Below are 15,337 nucleotides of genomic sequence, written 5' to 3'. Positions count from 1 at the left end.
GGAGACTTCCCATGGCAGAGCCGATCGGATCGGGAACCGCCGGAGACGAGTTCTTCGACGTGGTCATCGTCGGCGGCGGACCCGCCGGCTCGTGCACGGCCGGCCAGCTCGCCAAGCGCGGGCACCGGGTGCTGGTGCTGGAGCGCGAGGTCTTCCCCCGCTACCACATCGGTGAGTCACTGATCACCGGAATGTTGAGCGTGATGGAGGATCTGGGGCTGCTGGAACGCCTGGAGGCGTTCGGCTTTCCCAAGAAGAACGGGTTGAGCCTGGTGTGGGGCGCCAAGCGCGAGCTGTGGAACGTCAACTTCGCCGAACTGGGCGGGCCGTACCCGTACTCGTACCACGTGCGCCGGGCCGAGTTCGACCAACTGCTGCTGGACCGGGCCGTCGAGCTGGGCGCGGAGGTCCGGTTTCAGGCCACCGTCGGTCTTCCGGTGATCGAGGACGGTCGGGTGGTCGGCGTGTCGTACACCGTCGACGGAGCCGAGCCGCGGGTGGTGCGCGCGTCGCTGGTCGTCGACGCCTCCGGGCAGGCCCGGGCGCTGACCCGGCACCTGGCCACCATCGACTGGCAGGAGGACCTGCGCAGCCTCGCCTACTGGACGTACTTCGCCCCCACCGGGGAGCTGCCGGCCGGGCAGGAGGGCAACATCCTCGTCGAGCGGGTCACCGACGGCTGGTTCTGGGCGATCCCGGTCGCCACCACGCCGCCGACGCTGAGCGTCGGCTACGTCACCCCCACCGAGACGGTCCGGGCCGCCGACGTCGACATCGCCGAGCTGTACGCCCGGGGAGTCGCGGAGAGCCGCCAGCTCAAGCACCTGCTGGCCGGCGCCGAGCAGGTCGACAAGTTCCGCACCACCCGCGACTGGTCGTACCTGACCGACCGGTTCTCCGGGCCCGGTTGGCTGGCGGTGGGCGACGCCGGCGCGTTCATCGACCCGCTCTTCTCCGGCGGGGTCTGCCTGTCCATCCTGGCCTCCCACCCGGCGGCGCGGGCCGCGGACGTCGCGCTGCGGCGGCCGGACCTGGCCGAGCGGGCGCTGGAGGGCTACCACGCCGGCTATCACGAGATGATCTCCGGTTTCCTGTCCTATGTCCGGTTCTTCTACAATCCGGACCGTGACGTGGAGGACTACTTCCAGCAGGCGGAGGCGATGATGGCCTTCAACGAACAACTGGGATCGGCCCGGGAGGCGTTCATCGCCGTCATCTCCGGCACGGCCGCGATGTCGACCTACTTCGACATCCCCGACCCGGACCCGGTGGTCGTGGCGGCGGACGGAGAGCGGGTATGACCGCACGATCCGAGGCCCGCGGCGGACAGCCCGACTCGGCCCGGACCCGCTACGTGGCGGGTGCGCTGGCCCTGGCCGCGTTGACCGTCGCCATCTTCGTCGGCGCGGGGCGGCTGCCCTCGGGCGTACAGGCCGTCCTCGGCTTCAGCGTCATCTTCTTCGTCGGCGCGCTGGCGTGGGTCAGCTCGTCACTGCGCCGACGCGCCGGCGCCCAGGCCGGGCCGGCCCGCGCCGCGACGGCCACGCTGAACGCGTACGGGGTCGCGCTGCTGGCCGCACTGCTGGGCTACTACCTGCTGCGGGACCAGGACTGGGCCTGGGCCGTCGGCCTGCTGCCGGCCACCGTGTGCCTGGTCAGCGCCGCGCGGGTGGCGCGCGGCTGAGCACCTGCGGGGCCGTCCGGGGGATCGATCATCATCCCCCGGGCGGCCCCGATCCAAACCCACAATATGAGGGATGACTCTCCCCGCTCGCCTTCCTAACGTAGATGTCACCGGACACCCACTAAGGGAGGTAGAACGATGAACCGCATCGAGACCGTCGCCCAGAACCTGCTGCCCGAGGCCGACACCACCTACCTGCGGCCGCTGGAGTCGGTGGAGGCCACCGTGCCGACGCTGACCTGCCCGTGCGTCGCCGGCTTCATCCTCGGCGTCGGCGCCGGCTACCAGTTCATGCAGGCCGTGTTCAACGGACCGGACGCCGGCTACGGCGCGTTCACCGGGGTGCGCGGCAACTTCGCCGACATGCCGGTCGACGAGCTGGTCGCGACCCGTCAGGCCGCCGTCGGCGGGCTTTCCTGACCCTGGTAGGGCTATCACGGGTTCCCGTCGGCCGGCTCCACCCGGCCGACGGGAACCCCGCCACGCCAACCGCTGTCAGGCCGCGCCCGTCCGCGCCACGGAGGATCACGATGAACCGCATCGAGACCGTCGCCGCGGATCCAGAGGCCCGTGTTGACAGTGGCCAGTTGTGGCAGCTCCGGTCGGCGCGCTCCACCGCGCCGACGATGACCGCCCCCGTCGCGCCGGCCGCGTTCCCGGCGCCGACGAGGACCTTCAGTTTCGCGTACGCCGTCTCCGAGGGCAAGGGTGACGACCGCCAGGCCGCCACCCGGACCGGGGGGCCGCGACCCGCGGCTGGTGGGGTGACCCGGCGCTGCGCCGCGCCGGCTGGTCACGGCAACACCGCCGCGAAGTCGTGGTCCGGGTCCACCGGCCCGGCGACGGCCAGGCGCGACCGCCCGACGTTCCAGAGCTCCGCCGCCACCGCGTCGATGTCCTCCGCGCGGACGGCGGCGATACCGTCGAGAACGTCCGACACCGACTCCGCTACGCCCGTGAAGAGCCGGCTGCTCGCGATCCGGGTCATGCGGGAGAAGGTGTCCTCCTGGCCGAGCACGAACTTGCCCGCCAGTTGCCGTTTTCCCCGGTCGAGCTCGTCGTCGGTCAGGCCGCGCGCCCTCAGGTCGACGACCTGTTCGCCGAGACACGCGAGCAGGTCGTCGACCTTCGCGGGAGCACAACCCGCGAACAGCACGAACGTGCCGGTGTCCCGGTAGCTCGACGCGTACGAGCCGATGGCGTACGCCAGGCCCCGCCTCTCGCGTACCTCCTGGAACAGCCGCGAGGACAGCCCGCCACCGAAGGCGGTGCCCAGCACCGTCATCGCGTACCGCCGGGGGTCGGTGTGCCCCATGCCGCGCACGCCGAGTGTGACGTGCGCCTGCTCCCACGGTCGGTGCAGCACCCGCACCCGTGGCCCGCCGTCCTGCATCCGGGCGTCCGTTGTGGTGTCCGCGCCGCCGGTCGTGGCCTGCCACCCGGCGTCGGCCACCGCGGTGGCCACCCGGTCGACCAACTCGTCGTGGCCCACGTTGCCGGCGGCGGCGATCAGCACCCGGTCGGGCCGGTAGTGCCGGTGGTAGAACTCGCGCACGTCGTCGGCGCCGATCGCCAGGACCGACTCACGGGTGCCCACCGCGGGGCGGGCCAGGGTGCCGTCGCCGAAGAGCGCGCGGCCCAGCAGCGTCCGCACCACGGTGCCCGGGTCGTCCTCCTGCATCGCCAGCTCGCCGAGGATGACCCGCCGCTCCGCCTCGACGTCGCCGGCGTCCAGGCGGGGCGAGGTGAGCAGGTCGAGCAGCAGGTCGACCGCGACCGGCAGCTCGGTGTCACGCACCCGTACGTGGAAGAACGTCAGTTCCTTGCCCGCCTGCGCGTTGGAGTCGCCGCCCACCGCGTCGATGGCCCGCGCCACCTGGAGGGCGTCGCGCCGCGGGGTGCCCTTGAAGAGCAGGTGTTCGAGGAAGTGGGAGAGGCCACCGAGGGCGGCCGGCTCGGCGCACGCGCCGACATCGACGAAGGCGCCCAGCGCCACCGACGACATGGACGGCACGGTCTCGGTGATCACCCGTAGCCCGCCGGGCAGCGTGGTCTCCCGGATCGTCGCCGACAGCGCGCTCTCCTGGACCATGCCGCCCTCCCTTCCTCACTCCACACCGTCGCACACCGGGTGCCCGGACGGCCCCTGCCCATCCGGCGACCCCGACCGGCGCTGCCCCATCGGTCAGGTCGGTTGGTCTGCCCCCGGGAATCGGTGCCGGACGAGAATTCGGGCTGACGGACCCGACCGGGGTCGGACCGAAGGGCGGAAGTCATGAGCAGTTACCCACGCGCGGCGCTGCGCGCCGTCGCCATCGTGCTGTGCCCGCTGGTCGTCGCGGTCACCGTGGCCCTGCAGTCGCCCTCGGCGTCGGCGGCCACCCGCTCCTGGTCGGTGTCCACCGTGGAGCAGGACTGCTACGAGTTCAACGAGATGCTGCTCGCGCCGATGACCGAGCTGCGCGCGGCGGTGCCCGCACGCTATGAGATCGCCCCGTTCCCGCCCAGCCCCGACCTGGGCTACCTGCTGGTCTCCGACCACCAGTGCGGCCGGGTGGAGGTCAACGGCCACCGGTGGCCGGGGCGGCACGTCAGCACCATGGGCCTGACGCTGCTCCAGTCGCGCGACGGCGTACCCCAGGAGGCGTTCTTCCAGCTCTGGTACGGCACCACCAACCTGTCGCTGGTGGCGCAGGCCCAGCTGCTCGGCCTGAAGGTGCGGCCGGTGGCCGCGACCGAGTCCGTCGAGGCGGACGCCACGGGCCGCAACCGGATCACCATGAGCTTCCGGGGCTCCGGCCTGGACCACCGGCGTACCGCGCTGGTGACCGAGCCGGCGGCCACCCCGGTCACCGAGGTGCAGAGCGCCCCGATCTACGCCGCCGGGCGACGCGGCGAGGTGACGATGGCCTACCAGAACGCCCTGCGCCCGACGAGCGTCGCGACGGTCGACGTGACGATCGACGCCGGCACCCGGCTGGCCGAGTTCGACCTGCCGCCCACCTACGCCGGCGAGATCCAGTTCCGCCGGGGCGGTTGGCGCAGCAGCATCACCGGGAGCTGAGCGTCAGCGAGTCGCCGCCACGGCGTGCAGGATCGGCACCGGCCCGCGCCGGCTCACCGCGCGCCAGCCGACGACGCGCAGGCCGGCGTCGGCCAGCAGCCGGCCCATCGCGGGCCGGCTGCGCGGCCGGTTGCCGGCCCCCACCACCGGTGCGACGGTACGCAGCCAGCCCACCGCGAACAGGTCGGCGATCACCACCAGGCCACCGGGGGCGAGCACCCGGGCCACCTCGCGCAGCCCTTCGGCGGGGCGTGGCCAGAAGTTGAACGCCATCGTGCTGACCACCACGGCGACGGCGCCGTCGGCGAAGGGCAGCGGATCCGCACCGGCACAGATCACCTGTGCGCCCGCCGGCAGCCGCCGGCGGGCGATGCGCGTCATCTCCTCGGCGGGGTCGACGCCCACCAGGCGCGCGCCGGGGAGGTGGGACGCCGCCGCCGCCAGCAGGGCGCCGGTGCCACAGCCGACATCCAGCAGGACGGGCGGCCCGGTCGCTGCCGGCCGGGTCGCCGTCGGCCCGGTGGTCAGCGCGGCCACCCAGTCGAGAGTGGTCCGATGCAGGGGTGCGAAGATCTTTTGCACGCCATCGTTGTCGTAGCTCGGTGCCCACCGGTTGAAGCGGGCGACCGAGTCGGGTCCGCGGCCACGCTCATTCATCGGGGTGAGTATGTCACGGCCTGGGAGTACCACACGTGGCACTATCAGCGATTTCCTGTCGATCTAGTCACCAACACGCTATTTGGTGGTTTTATCCGTCAGCCAACCGTCCTATTCTGAGCCTTCCTTACGGACGGCCCGACGGAGAAGGTGATGACGATGTATCCGTGGACCGGCACGAGAGTCCGGCTGCGCGCCCTGGAGCCGAACGACTGGCCGGTCCTGCGCCGCATCGCCGAGGACGCGGACTACGCCGAGCAGGGCGGTGTCGTGCCACCCCGGCCGGCGGCGGCGTTCCAGCGGCGCACCTCGCCCGAGTTCACCGCCCGCGAGGACGACGAGTTCACCCTGGCCATCGTCGGCGCCGAGGACGAGGCGATCCTCGGCACCGTGTCGACCCGGCTGGCGCAGCCCTGGAACGGCACCTTCGGCGCGAGCATCGCGCTGGACCCGGAGCGCCGCGGTCGGGGCCACGCCACCGAGGCGGCAGTCCTGCTGCTGCGTTACATGTTCCGCGAGCGGCGTTACCAGAAGTGCAACGTCGAGGTGCTGCCGTTCAACCGGCCCTCACTGCGGCTCTGCGAACGGCTGGGCTTCGTGGAGGAGGGACGCAGACGCCGCAGCCACTTCGGGCGCGGCCGCCAGCACGACGTCGTCCTGCTCGGCATCACCGCCGAGGAGTACCTGGAGCAGTGGCAGGTCGCCGAGTAGCGCCGGCGGCGGCCGCTCGGCGGTCGGACAGCGACAGGCGGCGGGCCAGCACCGTGGCACCAGCGAGCGCGGCCAGCACCATGGCGACCTCCACGGCCACCACCTCCGGTGCGGTGTCGTAATCGGTGGACCATGCGAACGCCATGGTGATCGGGGTGACCAGAATGCCGGCCGCCGGCAGCAGGACGCTCATCATCCGGGTCGTCCTCCGGATCTCGGGCAGGTCGCGCAGCCGGTGCCGCACCGCCACGACCGCCCCGGCCACGACCACGGCTGCCGGCACACCGTAGTAGACGCCGACCGCGACCTGGACCGGCACCTGGACCGAGCGGGGGATGTCCACCAGGCGTACGAACACCGGGTACGCCGCCATCAGGATGCCGTAGCCGAGCACGACGCCGAGGACGGCACCGAGCAGTGCGGTGCGGAGTAGCCGGGCGTAGTCCCGGCGTACTCGCCGGACACCGGCCTCGTCGGCGAGCCGTCGGGCGAAGCCGGCCACGTCGCCGCCGATCAGCTGCGCCGGTACGCCTCCGTCGGCCACCGCGGCCTGGAGATCGAGGCGCAGATCGGCGGCGAGCGCCGTCCGGTCGGCCGGGCCGACCCCGTACGCGCGCCATGCCTGGTCTGCTTCGGCAAGGACGCTGTCGATGATGTCCACGGTCAACTCCTCGTGGTGCGGTCAGCGGGCGGGATGAGGACGGCGTCGACGATGCCGGCGAAGCGGGTCCACTGCTTCTGCCAGGCGTCCAGGTGGGTGCGGCCGGAGCCGGTCAACGCGTAGACCTTGCGAGGCGGCCCGGTCGGGCTGACCTGCTGTTCGTCGGCGACCAGGCCGAGACGGCGCATCCGGGTCAGCAGCGGATAGATGGTGCCGTAGCTGATCGCACCGAATCCGGCCGCCTCCATCCGCCGTACCAGCTCGTAGCCGTGCGCGGGTTCGCGGGCCAGCAGTGCCAGCAAGCACATGTCCAGCGCGCCGCGAAGGAGCTGCGTCTGCCGATCGCCCTCGTCGGTCGGCTGATCCCCCGGAGCTACCATGCGAGACATAATACGCTACTAGTTGGCGCCACGATATACCGAACCACGTCAGCCGCCAGGAGTGCGGCGGCGCCGCCTCCACGGAGGTGGGGCCGCGCCGACCGGCACGACCCCGCCCGCCCGCCGTGTCAGTTGCGCAGGCTCCACTGCTGGTTGGTGCCGCCGTGGCACGCCCAGAGGTGGATCTTCGTGCCGTTCGCGGTGCTGTTGCCGCTGGCGTCGAGGCACAGCCCGGACTGGACGCCGGTGATGGTGCCGTTGGGGTTGACGTTCCACTGCTGGTTGGGCTGGCCGTTGCAGTCCCAGATGATCGCCAGGGTGCCGTTGGCGGTGCCCTGGCCGGAGGCGTCCAGGCACTTGTTGCCGTACACCATCAGTTGCCTGCCCGCGGTGTGGGTCCACCGCTGGTTCGTCCCGCCGTGGCAGTCCCAGAGCTGCGCCTGGGTGCCGTTGGTCGTGCTGTAGTTCCCGATCTCCAGGCAGCGGCCGGACTGTCCCCCGACGATCTGGACGTTCTGCTGGCCGTTGCCGTCTCCGCTCTGCGGTCCGGCGGCCGCCATCACGGCCTGGGCGCCGGCCGGCCAGTTGCCGTTGGTCACGGTCACGTTGCCGGAGACGACGTTGCCCCGGTCGCCGTTGGTGACGTTGGTGCTGCCGTTGGTCGACCAGTTGTTGGTGACCGTGAAGTTGCCCATGTTCTCGGCGTACCAGTAGTTGGCGGTGGCCCAGGTGCCGGTGGCGGAGAAGACGTTGTTGCGGGCGGTGAAGTAGCGGGATCCCTCGTCGAAGTAGACCCCGAAGTAGCCGTTGGTCCGCAGGCAGTAGTTGTCGCTGATCAGCCCGCCCGGGTTCGCCGACAGGGTGTAGATGCAGCCGCCGTCGTTCATCTGCTGCATGACGTCGTGCACGTGGTTGCCGATCAGCCGGTTGTTCGACGCGGTGGTCGCCGTGGTGTACCGCGGCTGGTAGTTGTACAGGCCACGGCCGGCGTAGTGGTCGCTGCCGCCGGCGTCGTTGGCGCCCCACCCGTACCCGATGGACATGCCGGTGTACGGCATGTTGTAGACCTCGTTGTAGGAGATGGTGGCGTTGGTGACGTAGGTGGTCAGCACCGACACGATGCCCCGGTACTCGATCCCGAGGTCGTGCAGCCGGTTGTTGCTGATGGTGACGTCCCGGTTGACCATGCGCTGGTCGCTGGGGTGGTGCGCGTCGGCGCGTACGCCACCGACCAGGATGCCGCCGGCGGAGTTGCGGGCGAACTCCGACCGGTTGACGGTGATGTTTCGGGTGCCCAGGCCGACGCCGCTGAGGTGGGCGTTGGCGTCGTTGCCGATACCCAGCGCCGTCTGCCCGAGATTGACGAACGCGGAGTCGGTGAAGGTGATGTCGTTGGCGGCGGAGACCTGCACCGCGGCGGGCATCTGCTGCCAGTTCGGTCGGGTCGCCTCGAACTGCGGGCAGCCGTTGTGGCAGGAGGTGAAGCTGGGCCAGCTCCAGTTGCCGGCGATGTAGGAACCGGTCTGCTGGTCGACGTAGCCCTGGTTGCTGCTGGCGCCCAGCCAGCTCGTCCCGGTGAAGGTGATCCCGCTGAACGAGATGTGGTGCGCCGGCGCGGCGTAGGTGCCACCGACGCTGACCAGGGCCTGCAGGGTGGGCAGCTCCACGCTCACCGAGTTCATGTTCTGTCCGGCCAGCGGGATGTAGGACAGCGCACCGGTGGTCGGGTCCAGATACCACTCGCCCGCCACGTCCAGGAACTCGTAGGCGTTGGTCAGGTAGAGCGGACCGGCCCGGTGCGGGCTGGTGAAGGTGTCGTAGCCGAAGTTGTTGTTGCTCCAGCCGGGCTGCTGCATGGTGATGACGTTGCCGGTGATGTTCTGCACCGACACGTACCGGTCGGTGAAGGAGTTGACGCTCTCCATCTGGACCCGGCTCTTGTTCGCCAGGTTGTTCAGGTAGCTCAGGGCGCTGCTGCTGAACCTCATCCCGTTGCTGTCCGGGGTGAAGTCGGCCCGGTTGACCTGGGTCCGCGCCCGGGTGGCGATGGCGCCGTTGACGTAGAGCTGCCGGCTGTCGAGGCCCGCGCCCACGTTGGCCCGCCAGATGTTGCGGCCGGCGTCGGCGAGGGTCCAGCCGGTGACCGCGCGGGCTCCGCTGATCACCGGACGCGCCGACGGCGCCGCCTGCCACAGCACGCGGTAACCGTTGGTGCCGGAGTCGGCGGCGGTCATCCGCAGCGGTGCGGTGAGCCGGTAGACCCCGTCGGCCAACTGGACGACGATGTCGCCGGACATCGAGCCGGCCTGGGCGCGCACCGCGGTCTGCGCGGCGGTCAGCGAGCACGGCTGGGCGGCGGAGCAACTGGTGCCGCTGCCGGAGGGCGAGGCGTAGAGGGTGGTGGTGGCGGCGAGCGCCGGGGTGGCCGCGGCGGTGACGACGGTCGCGGTGGCCACGGCGGCGAGGGCCGCCGCCGCGACACCGGCCAGCACCCGCCTTCGGGCAGCGCGGAATGACGGTACGGACACGGAAGGGTCTCCTTACCTGGGGGTGGTGGTGGTGTGGCAGACGGTCCGGTTCTGTGACTGGTCGGCGTTGCGCTGCTGGTGGCGCTGGGACGAGTCGCCACCGGCGAGGGTGCGATCAGGCGGCCGCGCGGGGAACGAACCGCGGCGCCACCCGAGGCGACACCGGTACCCGGTTCCTGAAGTTCATCATACGAATGATGTCTTAGCAAGAATCGATCCATGGCACTGCGGGAGACCGAGCGGCCACACCGGACCATCCCCGGCGGTCAGCCGAGGAGCCCCCGGAGATAGGTCAGGCCGTCCCGGGCGAGCTGATCCTGGGACGGGGCGAGCGGACGCCAGATCGACGCGGCGGTGGCGATGGTCTCGTTCTCGCCGGTGAACGACTGGCGCGAGTGCCCGGCGGAAGTCCGCGTAGCAGGCCGCCCGGGCCGCCGGGGACATGCGCCAGGTCCGGCCCACCGAGGCGTAGACCGGACCTCCGACGCACGGCGCGCCGAGGACCGCCGCGCTGTCCACACAGCTCCGCAGGTACGCCACCGTCGCCTCGACGACCGCCGGGGCGGCGGCCACGAGGTCGCGCCCCGGCGGGGTCACCGCGCAGACGCCGGCCGCGGCCAGCCCGTACGCCGCCAGCAGGTCCCGGGTGCGGACCGGATCCCAGTCACCGGGCTGCTCGATCGGCAGTTCGACCGCGTCGAAGCCGAACCCGGCGATCCGCGGGACCAGCTCGGCCAGCGCCGCGTCGTCGACCGGCGAGGTCCACACCCAGGGGTTGACACCGATGGCGTACACCGGAACCTACTTCCAGCGCTGCGGATAACCGGGCAGGTCGGCGCAACCGCACATCGCGTAGTGCAGCGGCGGCATGCCGGGGTCGAGATAGTTGTCCAGGTTCTCCCGGGTGATCGTCGGCTGCGGCAGCTTCCAGGGGTTGGACACCTGCTGACCGTCGAGGATCCGCAGCGCGGCGATGATCGGTGTACGCCACTGGTACGTCGGGTAGGTCGGCGCGATCGCGTTGAGCTTCCGGTCCTTCCAGATCTTCAGGAAGTCGAGCTGGTCCTCGCCGTTCATCGGCGGCACCGGTTTGCCCGCGTCCTGGAACGCCTCGACCGCGGCGACCGCGACCGCGCCGGCGTCCATCCAGATGCCGTCGATGGTGCCGTACCGCTGGAGGTAGTCGTCGACGATCTTCTTGGTCTTGGCCGGGTCCCCGTCGGTGAACTCGACCCCGACGACGTCGACCTTCGCCTTGTCGAAGGCCACCTTCGCCGCCGACCAGCGGGTCTCCAGCACGTCGACGCCCGGCAGGATGCGCAGCGCGAGCACCTTGCCGCCGGGCTTCATCTGCTGACTGACGAACTCGGCGCCGACGTGACCGAAGCCGTACCCACCGATCGGGTTGATGAACGTCACCGGGCAGTCCGTGTCGACACCACGGTCGAAGACGACGACCGGCAGGCCCGCGCGGCAGGCCGCCTCGACGGCCGGGGTCAGCGTGGCGGTGGTGTTCGGCGAGACGATGAGCGCGTCACAACCCTTGCCGAGCAGGTCGTTGATGTCCGCGATCTGCTTCTGGTCCTTGCCCTCGGCGTCGACGTGCACGAACTCCTTGATCCGGCTCCGCTGCGCCTCGACCTCGGCCTGCATGGTCTTGAACCCGACCTGCCGCCACGGGTTGTTCAGCGCCGCGTTGGAGAAGCAGATCTTGTGCGGACCGGCCTTCTTGAACTTGGCGGTGTCCACCATCGTCGGGTTGAGCACCTGTTCCCACGGCTTGTCGGCCGGCCCGGTCGGGGCGGTGTCGAGCAACGCGAGCTCGGCGTCGTAGTCGGCCTGCACGAAGAACTTCGACTGGTCCCCGGTGCCCGAACCGGCGGCGGAGGCGCTGCCGGAGGGGCTCGCGGCGGGCTCGTCGGTGGCGCAACCGGCCAGCGCCAGCAGGGTGACGGCGGCCAGCGCCGCCATGGAACGTCGCACTATGTTTCCCCTTGTCTCGAAGCGTTGCGCGTTGCCGAGACCGCCACGGCGAGCAGGATGATCGCGCCCTGGACGGTCGATCTGAGGGCGCCGGAGACGCCGTAGAAATTCATGAGGGCGAACAGGAGTTCCAGGGTCAGCGCACCGAGCATCGCCCCGACCACCGAGCCACGACCGCCGCCCAGCGCGACGCCGCCGAGGACCACCGCGGTGATCGCACCGAACTCCAGGCCGACGCCGGCCTGGAACGACACCCCGCTGTAGCCACCCAGGAGGATCGCCGCGACCGCCGCCGCGAGTCCGCTGAGGACGAAGGCGATCGTCCGGGTACGCCAGACCCGTACCCCGCTCAACTCGGCGGTGCGCGGGTTGTCGCCGACGGCGACCAGGGTCCGGCCGAAGTCGGAGCGCATCAGCAACACGGCCAGCGCCACCAGGACCAGGAGGACCAGCAGCGCGTACGGCACGCGGCCGAGCACCGGCACGTCCTCGAACGCGCGCCGGCCGTACCGGCGGAACTCCTCGGAGAGCCCGCCCTTCGGGGCGCCGTCGGACCAGAGATAGACCGCGCCGACGAGGATCAGGAACATGCCGAGGGTGGTGATGAACGACGGCACCCGCAGTCGCGTGGTGATCAGGCCGTTGACCAACCCGACCAGCGCACCGCCGACGAGCAGCAGCGCCACCACCGGCCAGGTCCGCGACGGATCGCTGTCGATCAGCCGGGCGGCGACGACCACCTGCGCGGTGACCAGGGAACCCACCGAGAGGTCGAACTCGCCGGAGACGATCACGAAGTACTGACCGGCGGCGAGCAGGATGACCGGCGCGGAACGGCCGAGGAACGACATCAGCGACGGCGGGGCGAGGAAGTCGGGCTGCCGGAGGGCGACCAGGACAAGCAGCACCGCGAGGATCGCGAGGATCGGCAGGATCCCGCCGGGGCGGGCCCGCAGGAGCCGCATCGGCAGCGGACGAGGCTGGACGGTCCGCATGGTCACGACGCCGCCTTTCGCACGGCCCGGTGGGCGTAGACGGCGACCGCGGCGATGATGACGGCCCCCCGGATCACCTGTTTGAAGAAGGCGTCCACCTCCAGCTGGTTGAAGATGGCGTCGATGCCGGCGAGCAGCAGCACGCCGCCGACGGTGCCGACGACGCCGCCGCGACCGCCGGCGAGAGCGGTGCCGCCGATCACCACCGCGGCGATCGACTCCAGGTCGTAGAGGCCCTCGGTGCCCACCCGGGGTGCGCCCGAGCCGAGCCGGCTGGCCAGGTAGATCCCGGCGAGCCCGGCGCAGAGCGAGCAGAGCACGTGGGCGGTGACCAGCACCCGGTCGTTGCGGACACCGGAGAGCCGGGCGACCGTCGGGTCACCGCCGACGGCGACCAGGTGATGGCCGAAGCGGGTCCGCGAGAGCGCGAACCACGCCGCGCCGGTGACCACGACCAGCAGCAGGAAGGACAGCGGTACCGGACCGACGCGCTGGTAGCCGAGGGTCTGCACGAGCGTGGGGGCGGTGGTGCCGGCCGGGCCGTCGTAGCCGCTGTCCAGGTACCCCTTGAGCAACAGTCCGACCCCGAGCGTCGCGATGAAGGCGTTGATCCGCAGCCTGGTGACCAGCAGCCCGTTGAGCAGTCCGACGGCGGCGCTGACGGTGAGCGCCAGGCCGATCGCCGGCAGCACCGCGCCGTCGCTGCCGTTCATCGTCTCGGCCGCGACGAGGGTGCTCAAGCTGATCACGTACGCCACCGAGAGGTCGAGCGAGCCACCGAGGATGACCAGGGTCTGGCCGACCGCCACCAGTCCCAGCCCGGCCGCGACGTGCAGCAGGCTCACCGTGGTCGACTGGTTGAAGAGCTGACCGCCGTCGATCGTGACGACCAGCCAGCCGATCGCGAGGGTGAGGGCGAGGGCGACGAACACCCCCGGCACCGGGCGTCGGGCGGGCAGGAGGGACCGCACGCTCACTGGACCCTCTTCGTTCGCGACTGCGGGGCTCGCAAACCCGGCTCACTCCTCACGCTCACTGGACCCTCTTCGTTCGCGACTGCGGGGCTCGCAAACCCGGCTCACTCCTCACGCTCACTGGACCCTCTCCCGCGTGGCGTCGACGGCCAGGGCCACGACCTGCTCCTCGGTCGCACCGGCGGGCAGCTCCCCGGCGATCCGACCGTCGCGCATAACGACGATCCGGTCGCTCATGCCGAGCAGTTCCGGCAGCTCGGACGAGATCATCAGCACCGCCGCCCCCTCGCGGGCGAGGCGGCGGACGAGATCGTGGATGGCTGCCTTCGCACCCACGTCGATGCCCCGGGTCGGCTCGTCGAAGAGCAGGATTCGCGGGTCGAGCGCGAGCCACCTGGCCAGCACGACCTTCTGCTGGTTGCCGCCGGACAGGAAGCGGATCTCCTGGTCGTCACCGGCGGCGCGGACCTCCACGGCGGCGAGCAACTCGCGCGCCCGCCCGGTCCGGGCGGTGCGACCGGACCGGGCCGCGAAGACGGCGCGGCCGGCGAGCAGCGCGTTGTCGAGCACCGACTGCCGGGCGAGGATGCCCTCGCCCTTGCGATCCTCGGTGACGTAGGCGATGCCGGCCCGGATCGCGGTGCGCGGCGAGCGCAGCCGCACCGGCGCGCCGTCGAGCGTGACGGCGCCGCTGGTGAACGGCGCGACGCCGAACAGCGCACGGGCCAGCGCCGACCGCCCGGAGCCCTGGAGTCCACCGACGCCGAGCACCTCACCCGCGCGCAGTTCCAGGTCCACGCCGCGCAGCTTGCGGTTGCCACCGTCCCGGACGGTGAGTCGGACCGGACCGAGGTCGTCGGGACCGGCCCGGTCCGGGTAGTAGTGCGACAGCTCCCGACCGACCATGCGCCGCACCAGCTCGCCGGCCGTGGTGTCGGCGGTCCACAGCGTGTCCACCCGGTGGCCGTCCTTGAGCACGGTGATCCGATCGGAGAGGTCGAAGACCTCGGTGAGTCGGTGCGAGACGTACAGCAGACCGATCCCCCGCTCCTGGAGCCGGCGAACCAGGCCGTAGAGCAACTCGACCTCGTGGTCGGCCAGTGCGGCGGTGGGCTCGTCCATGATGAGCAGTCGCGCGTCAAGGGCGAGCGCCTTGGCGATCTCGACGACCTGCTGCTGGGCGACACCGAGTCGCCCTACCGGGGTGTCCGCCGGCAACGCGGTCTCCCCGATCGAGGCGAGCAGTTGCCCGGTGCGGCGCACCATCTCCCGGCGGTCGACCAGCCCACGGCGTACCGGCTCGTGTCCCAGGTAGACGTTCTCCGCGACGGTGCGCTCCGGCAGCAGGTTGAACTCCTGGTGGATGATGCCGATGCCGGCCCGCTGCGCGTCGCGCGGACCACGGAACACACGCGCCTCGCCGGCGAACTCGACGGTGCCGTCGTCCGGGGCGTACGCACCCGAGACGATCTTCATCAGGGTGGACTTCCCGGCGCCGTTCTCGCCGACGACGGCGTGCACCTCGCCCGGAGCGAGGTCCAGGTCGACACCGTGCAGGACACGTACGCCGAGGAAGGACTTGCCGATGCCGCGCAGGGCGAGCAGCGGCACGGGCCGTGGATCCGACATTCGCAGGAGCCCTTACAAGTAGTAGCCGTGGGCGAGATCCCCTCGCCGCACTCGAGTCATCTGGCAGCGGG

Annotated in this window: 15 protein-coding genes; 5 read left to right on the top strand and 10 right to left on the bottom strand. The window is 71.2% G+C overall.

The window, feature by feature from the left end; translation table 11 throughout:
• Positions 1–11: 11 nt before the first annotated feature.
• From D7223_RS17005 to D7223_RS16995, 3 genes are all read left to right on the top strand, one after another.
• Positions 12–1,301: an NAD(P)/FAD-dependent oxidoreductase gene (locus D7223_RS17005; RefSeq protein WP_120729385.1), complete on the top strand. Its 1,290-nt coding sequence runs from the start codon at positions 12–14 to the stop codon at positions 1,299–1,301.
• A complete protein-coding gene (locus D7223_RS17000) occupies positions 1,298–1,684 on the top strand; it encodes a hypothetical protein (protein WP_120729384.1) in 387 nt (128 codons plus the stop codon). Before D7223_RS17005 ends, D7223_RS17000 begins: the two co-directional genes overlap by 4 nt.
• A gap of 138 nt (positions 1,685–1,822) precedes the next feature.
• Positions 1,823–2,104 (top strand): hypothetical protein, encoded by a 282-nt coding sequence (locus D7223_RS16995; protein WP_120729383.1) that lies wholly within the window; start codon positions 1,823–1,825, stop codon positions 2,102–2,104.
• A 373-nt stretch (positions 2,105–2,477) separates the two neighbouring features.
• Here D7223_RS16995 and D7223_RS16990 read toward each other — a convergent pair whose 3' ends face one another.
• Entirely contained in the window at positions 2,478–3,776 is a 1,299-nt protein-coding gene (locus tag D7223_RS16990) for a M16 family metallopeptidase (protein ID WP_120729382.1), read from the bottom strand.
• Positions 3,777–3,959: 183 nt separating this feature from the next.
• On the opposite strand from D7223_RS16990, the gene D7223_RS16985 reads away from it, so the two are divergent.
• Positions 3,960–4,748: a hypothetical protein gene (locus D7223_RS16985; RefSeq protein WP_120729381.1), complete on the top strand. Its 789-nt coding sequence runs from the start codon at positions 3,960–3,962 to the stop codon at positions 4,746–4,748.
• Between the two features lie 3 nt (positions 4,749–4,751).
• On the opposite strand, the gene D7223_RS16980 is transcribed toward D7223_RS16985, so the two are convergent.
• Positions 4,752–5,405, bottom strand: coding sequence for a class I SAM-dependent methyltransferase (locus D7223_RS16980; protein WP_120729380.1), 654 nt, complete (start codon positions 5,403–5,405; stop codon positions 4,752–4,754).
• A gap of 153 nt (positions 5,406–5,558) precedes the next feature.
• Here D7223_RS16980 and D7223_RS16975 point away from each other — a divergent pair, with 153 nt between their 5' ends.
• Complete coding sequence (locus D7223_RS16975; RefSeq protein ID WP_120729379.1) at positions 5,559–6,116, top strand: GNAT family N-acetyltransferase; 558 nt, start codon at positions 5,559–5,561, stop codon at positions 6,114–6,116.
• On the opposite strand, the gene D7223_RS16970 is transcribed toward D7223_RS16975, so the two are convergent.
• From D7223_RS16970 to D7223_RS16935, 8 genes are all read right to left on the bottom strand, one after another.
• On the bottom strand, positions 6,073–6,777 hold the full coding sequence (locus D7223_RS16970) for a hypothetical protein (RefSeq protein WP_120729378.1): 705 nt from the start codon (positions 6,775–6,777) through the stop codon (positions 6,073–6,075). The genes D7223_RS16975 and D7223_RS16970 overlap by 44 nt on opposite strands.
• 2 nt (positions 6,778–6,779) lie before the next feature.
• Positions 6,780–7,157, bottom strand: a complete 378-nt coding sequence (locus D7223_RS16965; RefSeq protein ID WP_120729377.1) for a PadR family transcriptional regulator — start codon at positions 7,155–7,157, stop codon at positions 6,780–6,782.
• Between the two features lie 128 nt (positions 7,158–7,285).
• Positions 7,286–9,685 carry an RICIN domain-containing protein gene (locus D7223_RS16960; RefSeq protein ID WP_120729376.1) on the bottom strand — a complete coding sequence of 800 codons (2,400 nt, stop codon included), beginning with the start codon at positions 9,683–9,685 and terminating at the stop codon, positions 7,286–7,288.
• A 186-nt stretch (positions 9,686–9,871) separates the two neighbouring features.
• A complete protein-coding gene (locus tag D7223_RS16955) occupies positions 9,872–10,480 on the bottom strand; it encodes a TIM barrel protein (protein WP_238162074.1) in 609 nt (202 codons plus the stop codon).
• A gap of 6 nt (positions 10,481–10,486) precedes the next feature.
• The gene (locus D7223_RS16950) at positions 10,487–11,668 is read right to left on the bottom strand and encodes a substrate-binding domain-containing protein (protein WP_238162070.1); all 1,182 of its coding nucleotides are present in this window, start codon (positions 11,666–11,668) and stop codon (positions 10,487–10,489) included.
• Entirely contained in the window at positions 11,668–12,663 is a 996-nt protein-coding gene (locus D7223_RS16945; RefSeq protein WP_120729374.1) for an ABC transporter permease, read from the bottom strand. The genes D7223_RS16950 and D7223_RS16945 overlap by 1 nt, the downstream gene beginning before the upstream one ends.
• A gap of 2 nt (positions 12,664–12,665) precedes the next feature.
• Entirely contained in the window at positions 12,666–13,640 is a 975-nt protein-coding gene (locus D7223_RS16940) for an ABC transporter permease (RefSeq protein ID WP_120729373.1), read from the bottom strand.
• Between the two features lie 114 nt (positions 13,641–13,754).
• Positions 13,755–15,266 (bottom strand): sugar ABC transporter ATP-binding protein, encoded by a 1,512-nt coding sequence (locus tag D7223_RS16935; RefSeq protein WP_120729372.1) that lies wholly within the window; start codon positions 15,264–15,266, stop codon positions 13,755–13,757.
• Positions 15,267–15,337: the final 71 nt, after the last annotated feature.

The sequence above is a fragment of the Micromonospora endolithica genome, assembly GCF_003626595.1.
Classification (GTDB): Bacteria; Actinomycetota; Actinomycetes; order Mycobacteriales; family Micromonosporaceae; genus Micromonospora; species Micromonospora endolithica.
The sequence above is the reverse complement of the archived record's forward strand: the minus strand, read 5'-3'. Positions and strand labels throughout refer to the sequence as shown.

What these genes read in the sequence shown, in the direction of transcription:
- D7223_RS16935 (WP_120729372.1), bottom strand. Translation starts at nt 15,266, where the DNA reads ATGTCGGATCCACGGCCCGTGCCGCTGCTCGCCCTGCGCGGCATCGGC.
- D7223_RS16965 (WP_120729377.1), bottom strand. Translation starts at nt 7,157, where the DNA reads ATGGTAGCTCCGGGGGATCAGCCGACCGACGAGGGCGATCGGCAGACG.
- D7223_RS16945 (WP_120729374.1), bottom strand. Translation starts at nt 12,663, where the DNA reads ATGCGGACCGTCCAGCCTCGTCCGCTGCCGATGCGGCTCCTGCGGGCC.
- D7223_RS16975 (WP_120729379.1), top strand. Translation starts at nt 5,559, where the DNA reads ATGACGATGTATCCGTGGACCGGCACGAGAGTCCGGCTGCGCGCCCTG.
- D7223_RS16990 (WP_120729382.1), bottom strand. Translation starts at nt 3,776, where the DNA reads ATGGTCCAGGAGAGCGCGCTGTCGGCGACGATCCGGGAGACCACGCTG.
- D7223_RS16995 (WP_120729383.1), top strand. Translation starts at nt 1,823, where the DNA reads ATGAACCGCATCGAGACCGTCGCCCAGAACCTGCTGCCCGAGGCCGAC.
- D7223_RS17005 (WP_120729385.1), top strand. Translation starts at nt 12, where the DNA reads ATGGCAGAGCCGATCGGATCGGGAACCGCCGGAGACGAGTTCTTCGAC.
- D7223_RS16980 (WP_120729380.1), bottom strand. Translation starts at nt 5,405, where the DNA reads ATGAATGAGCGTGGCCGCGGACCCGACTCGGTCGCCCGCTTCAACCGG.
- D7223_RS16985 (WP_120729381.1), top strand. Translation starts at nt 3,960, where the DNA reads ATGAGCAGTTACCCACGCGCGGCGCTGCGCGCCGTCGCCATCGTGCTG.
- D7223_RS17000 (WP_120729384.1), top strand. Translation starts at nt 1,298, where the DNA reads ATGACCGCACGATCCGAGGCCCGCGGCGGACAGCCCGACTCGGCCCGG.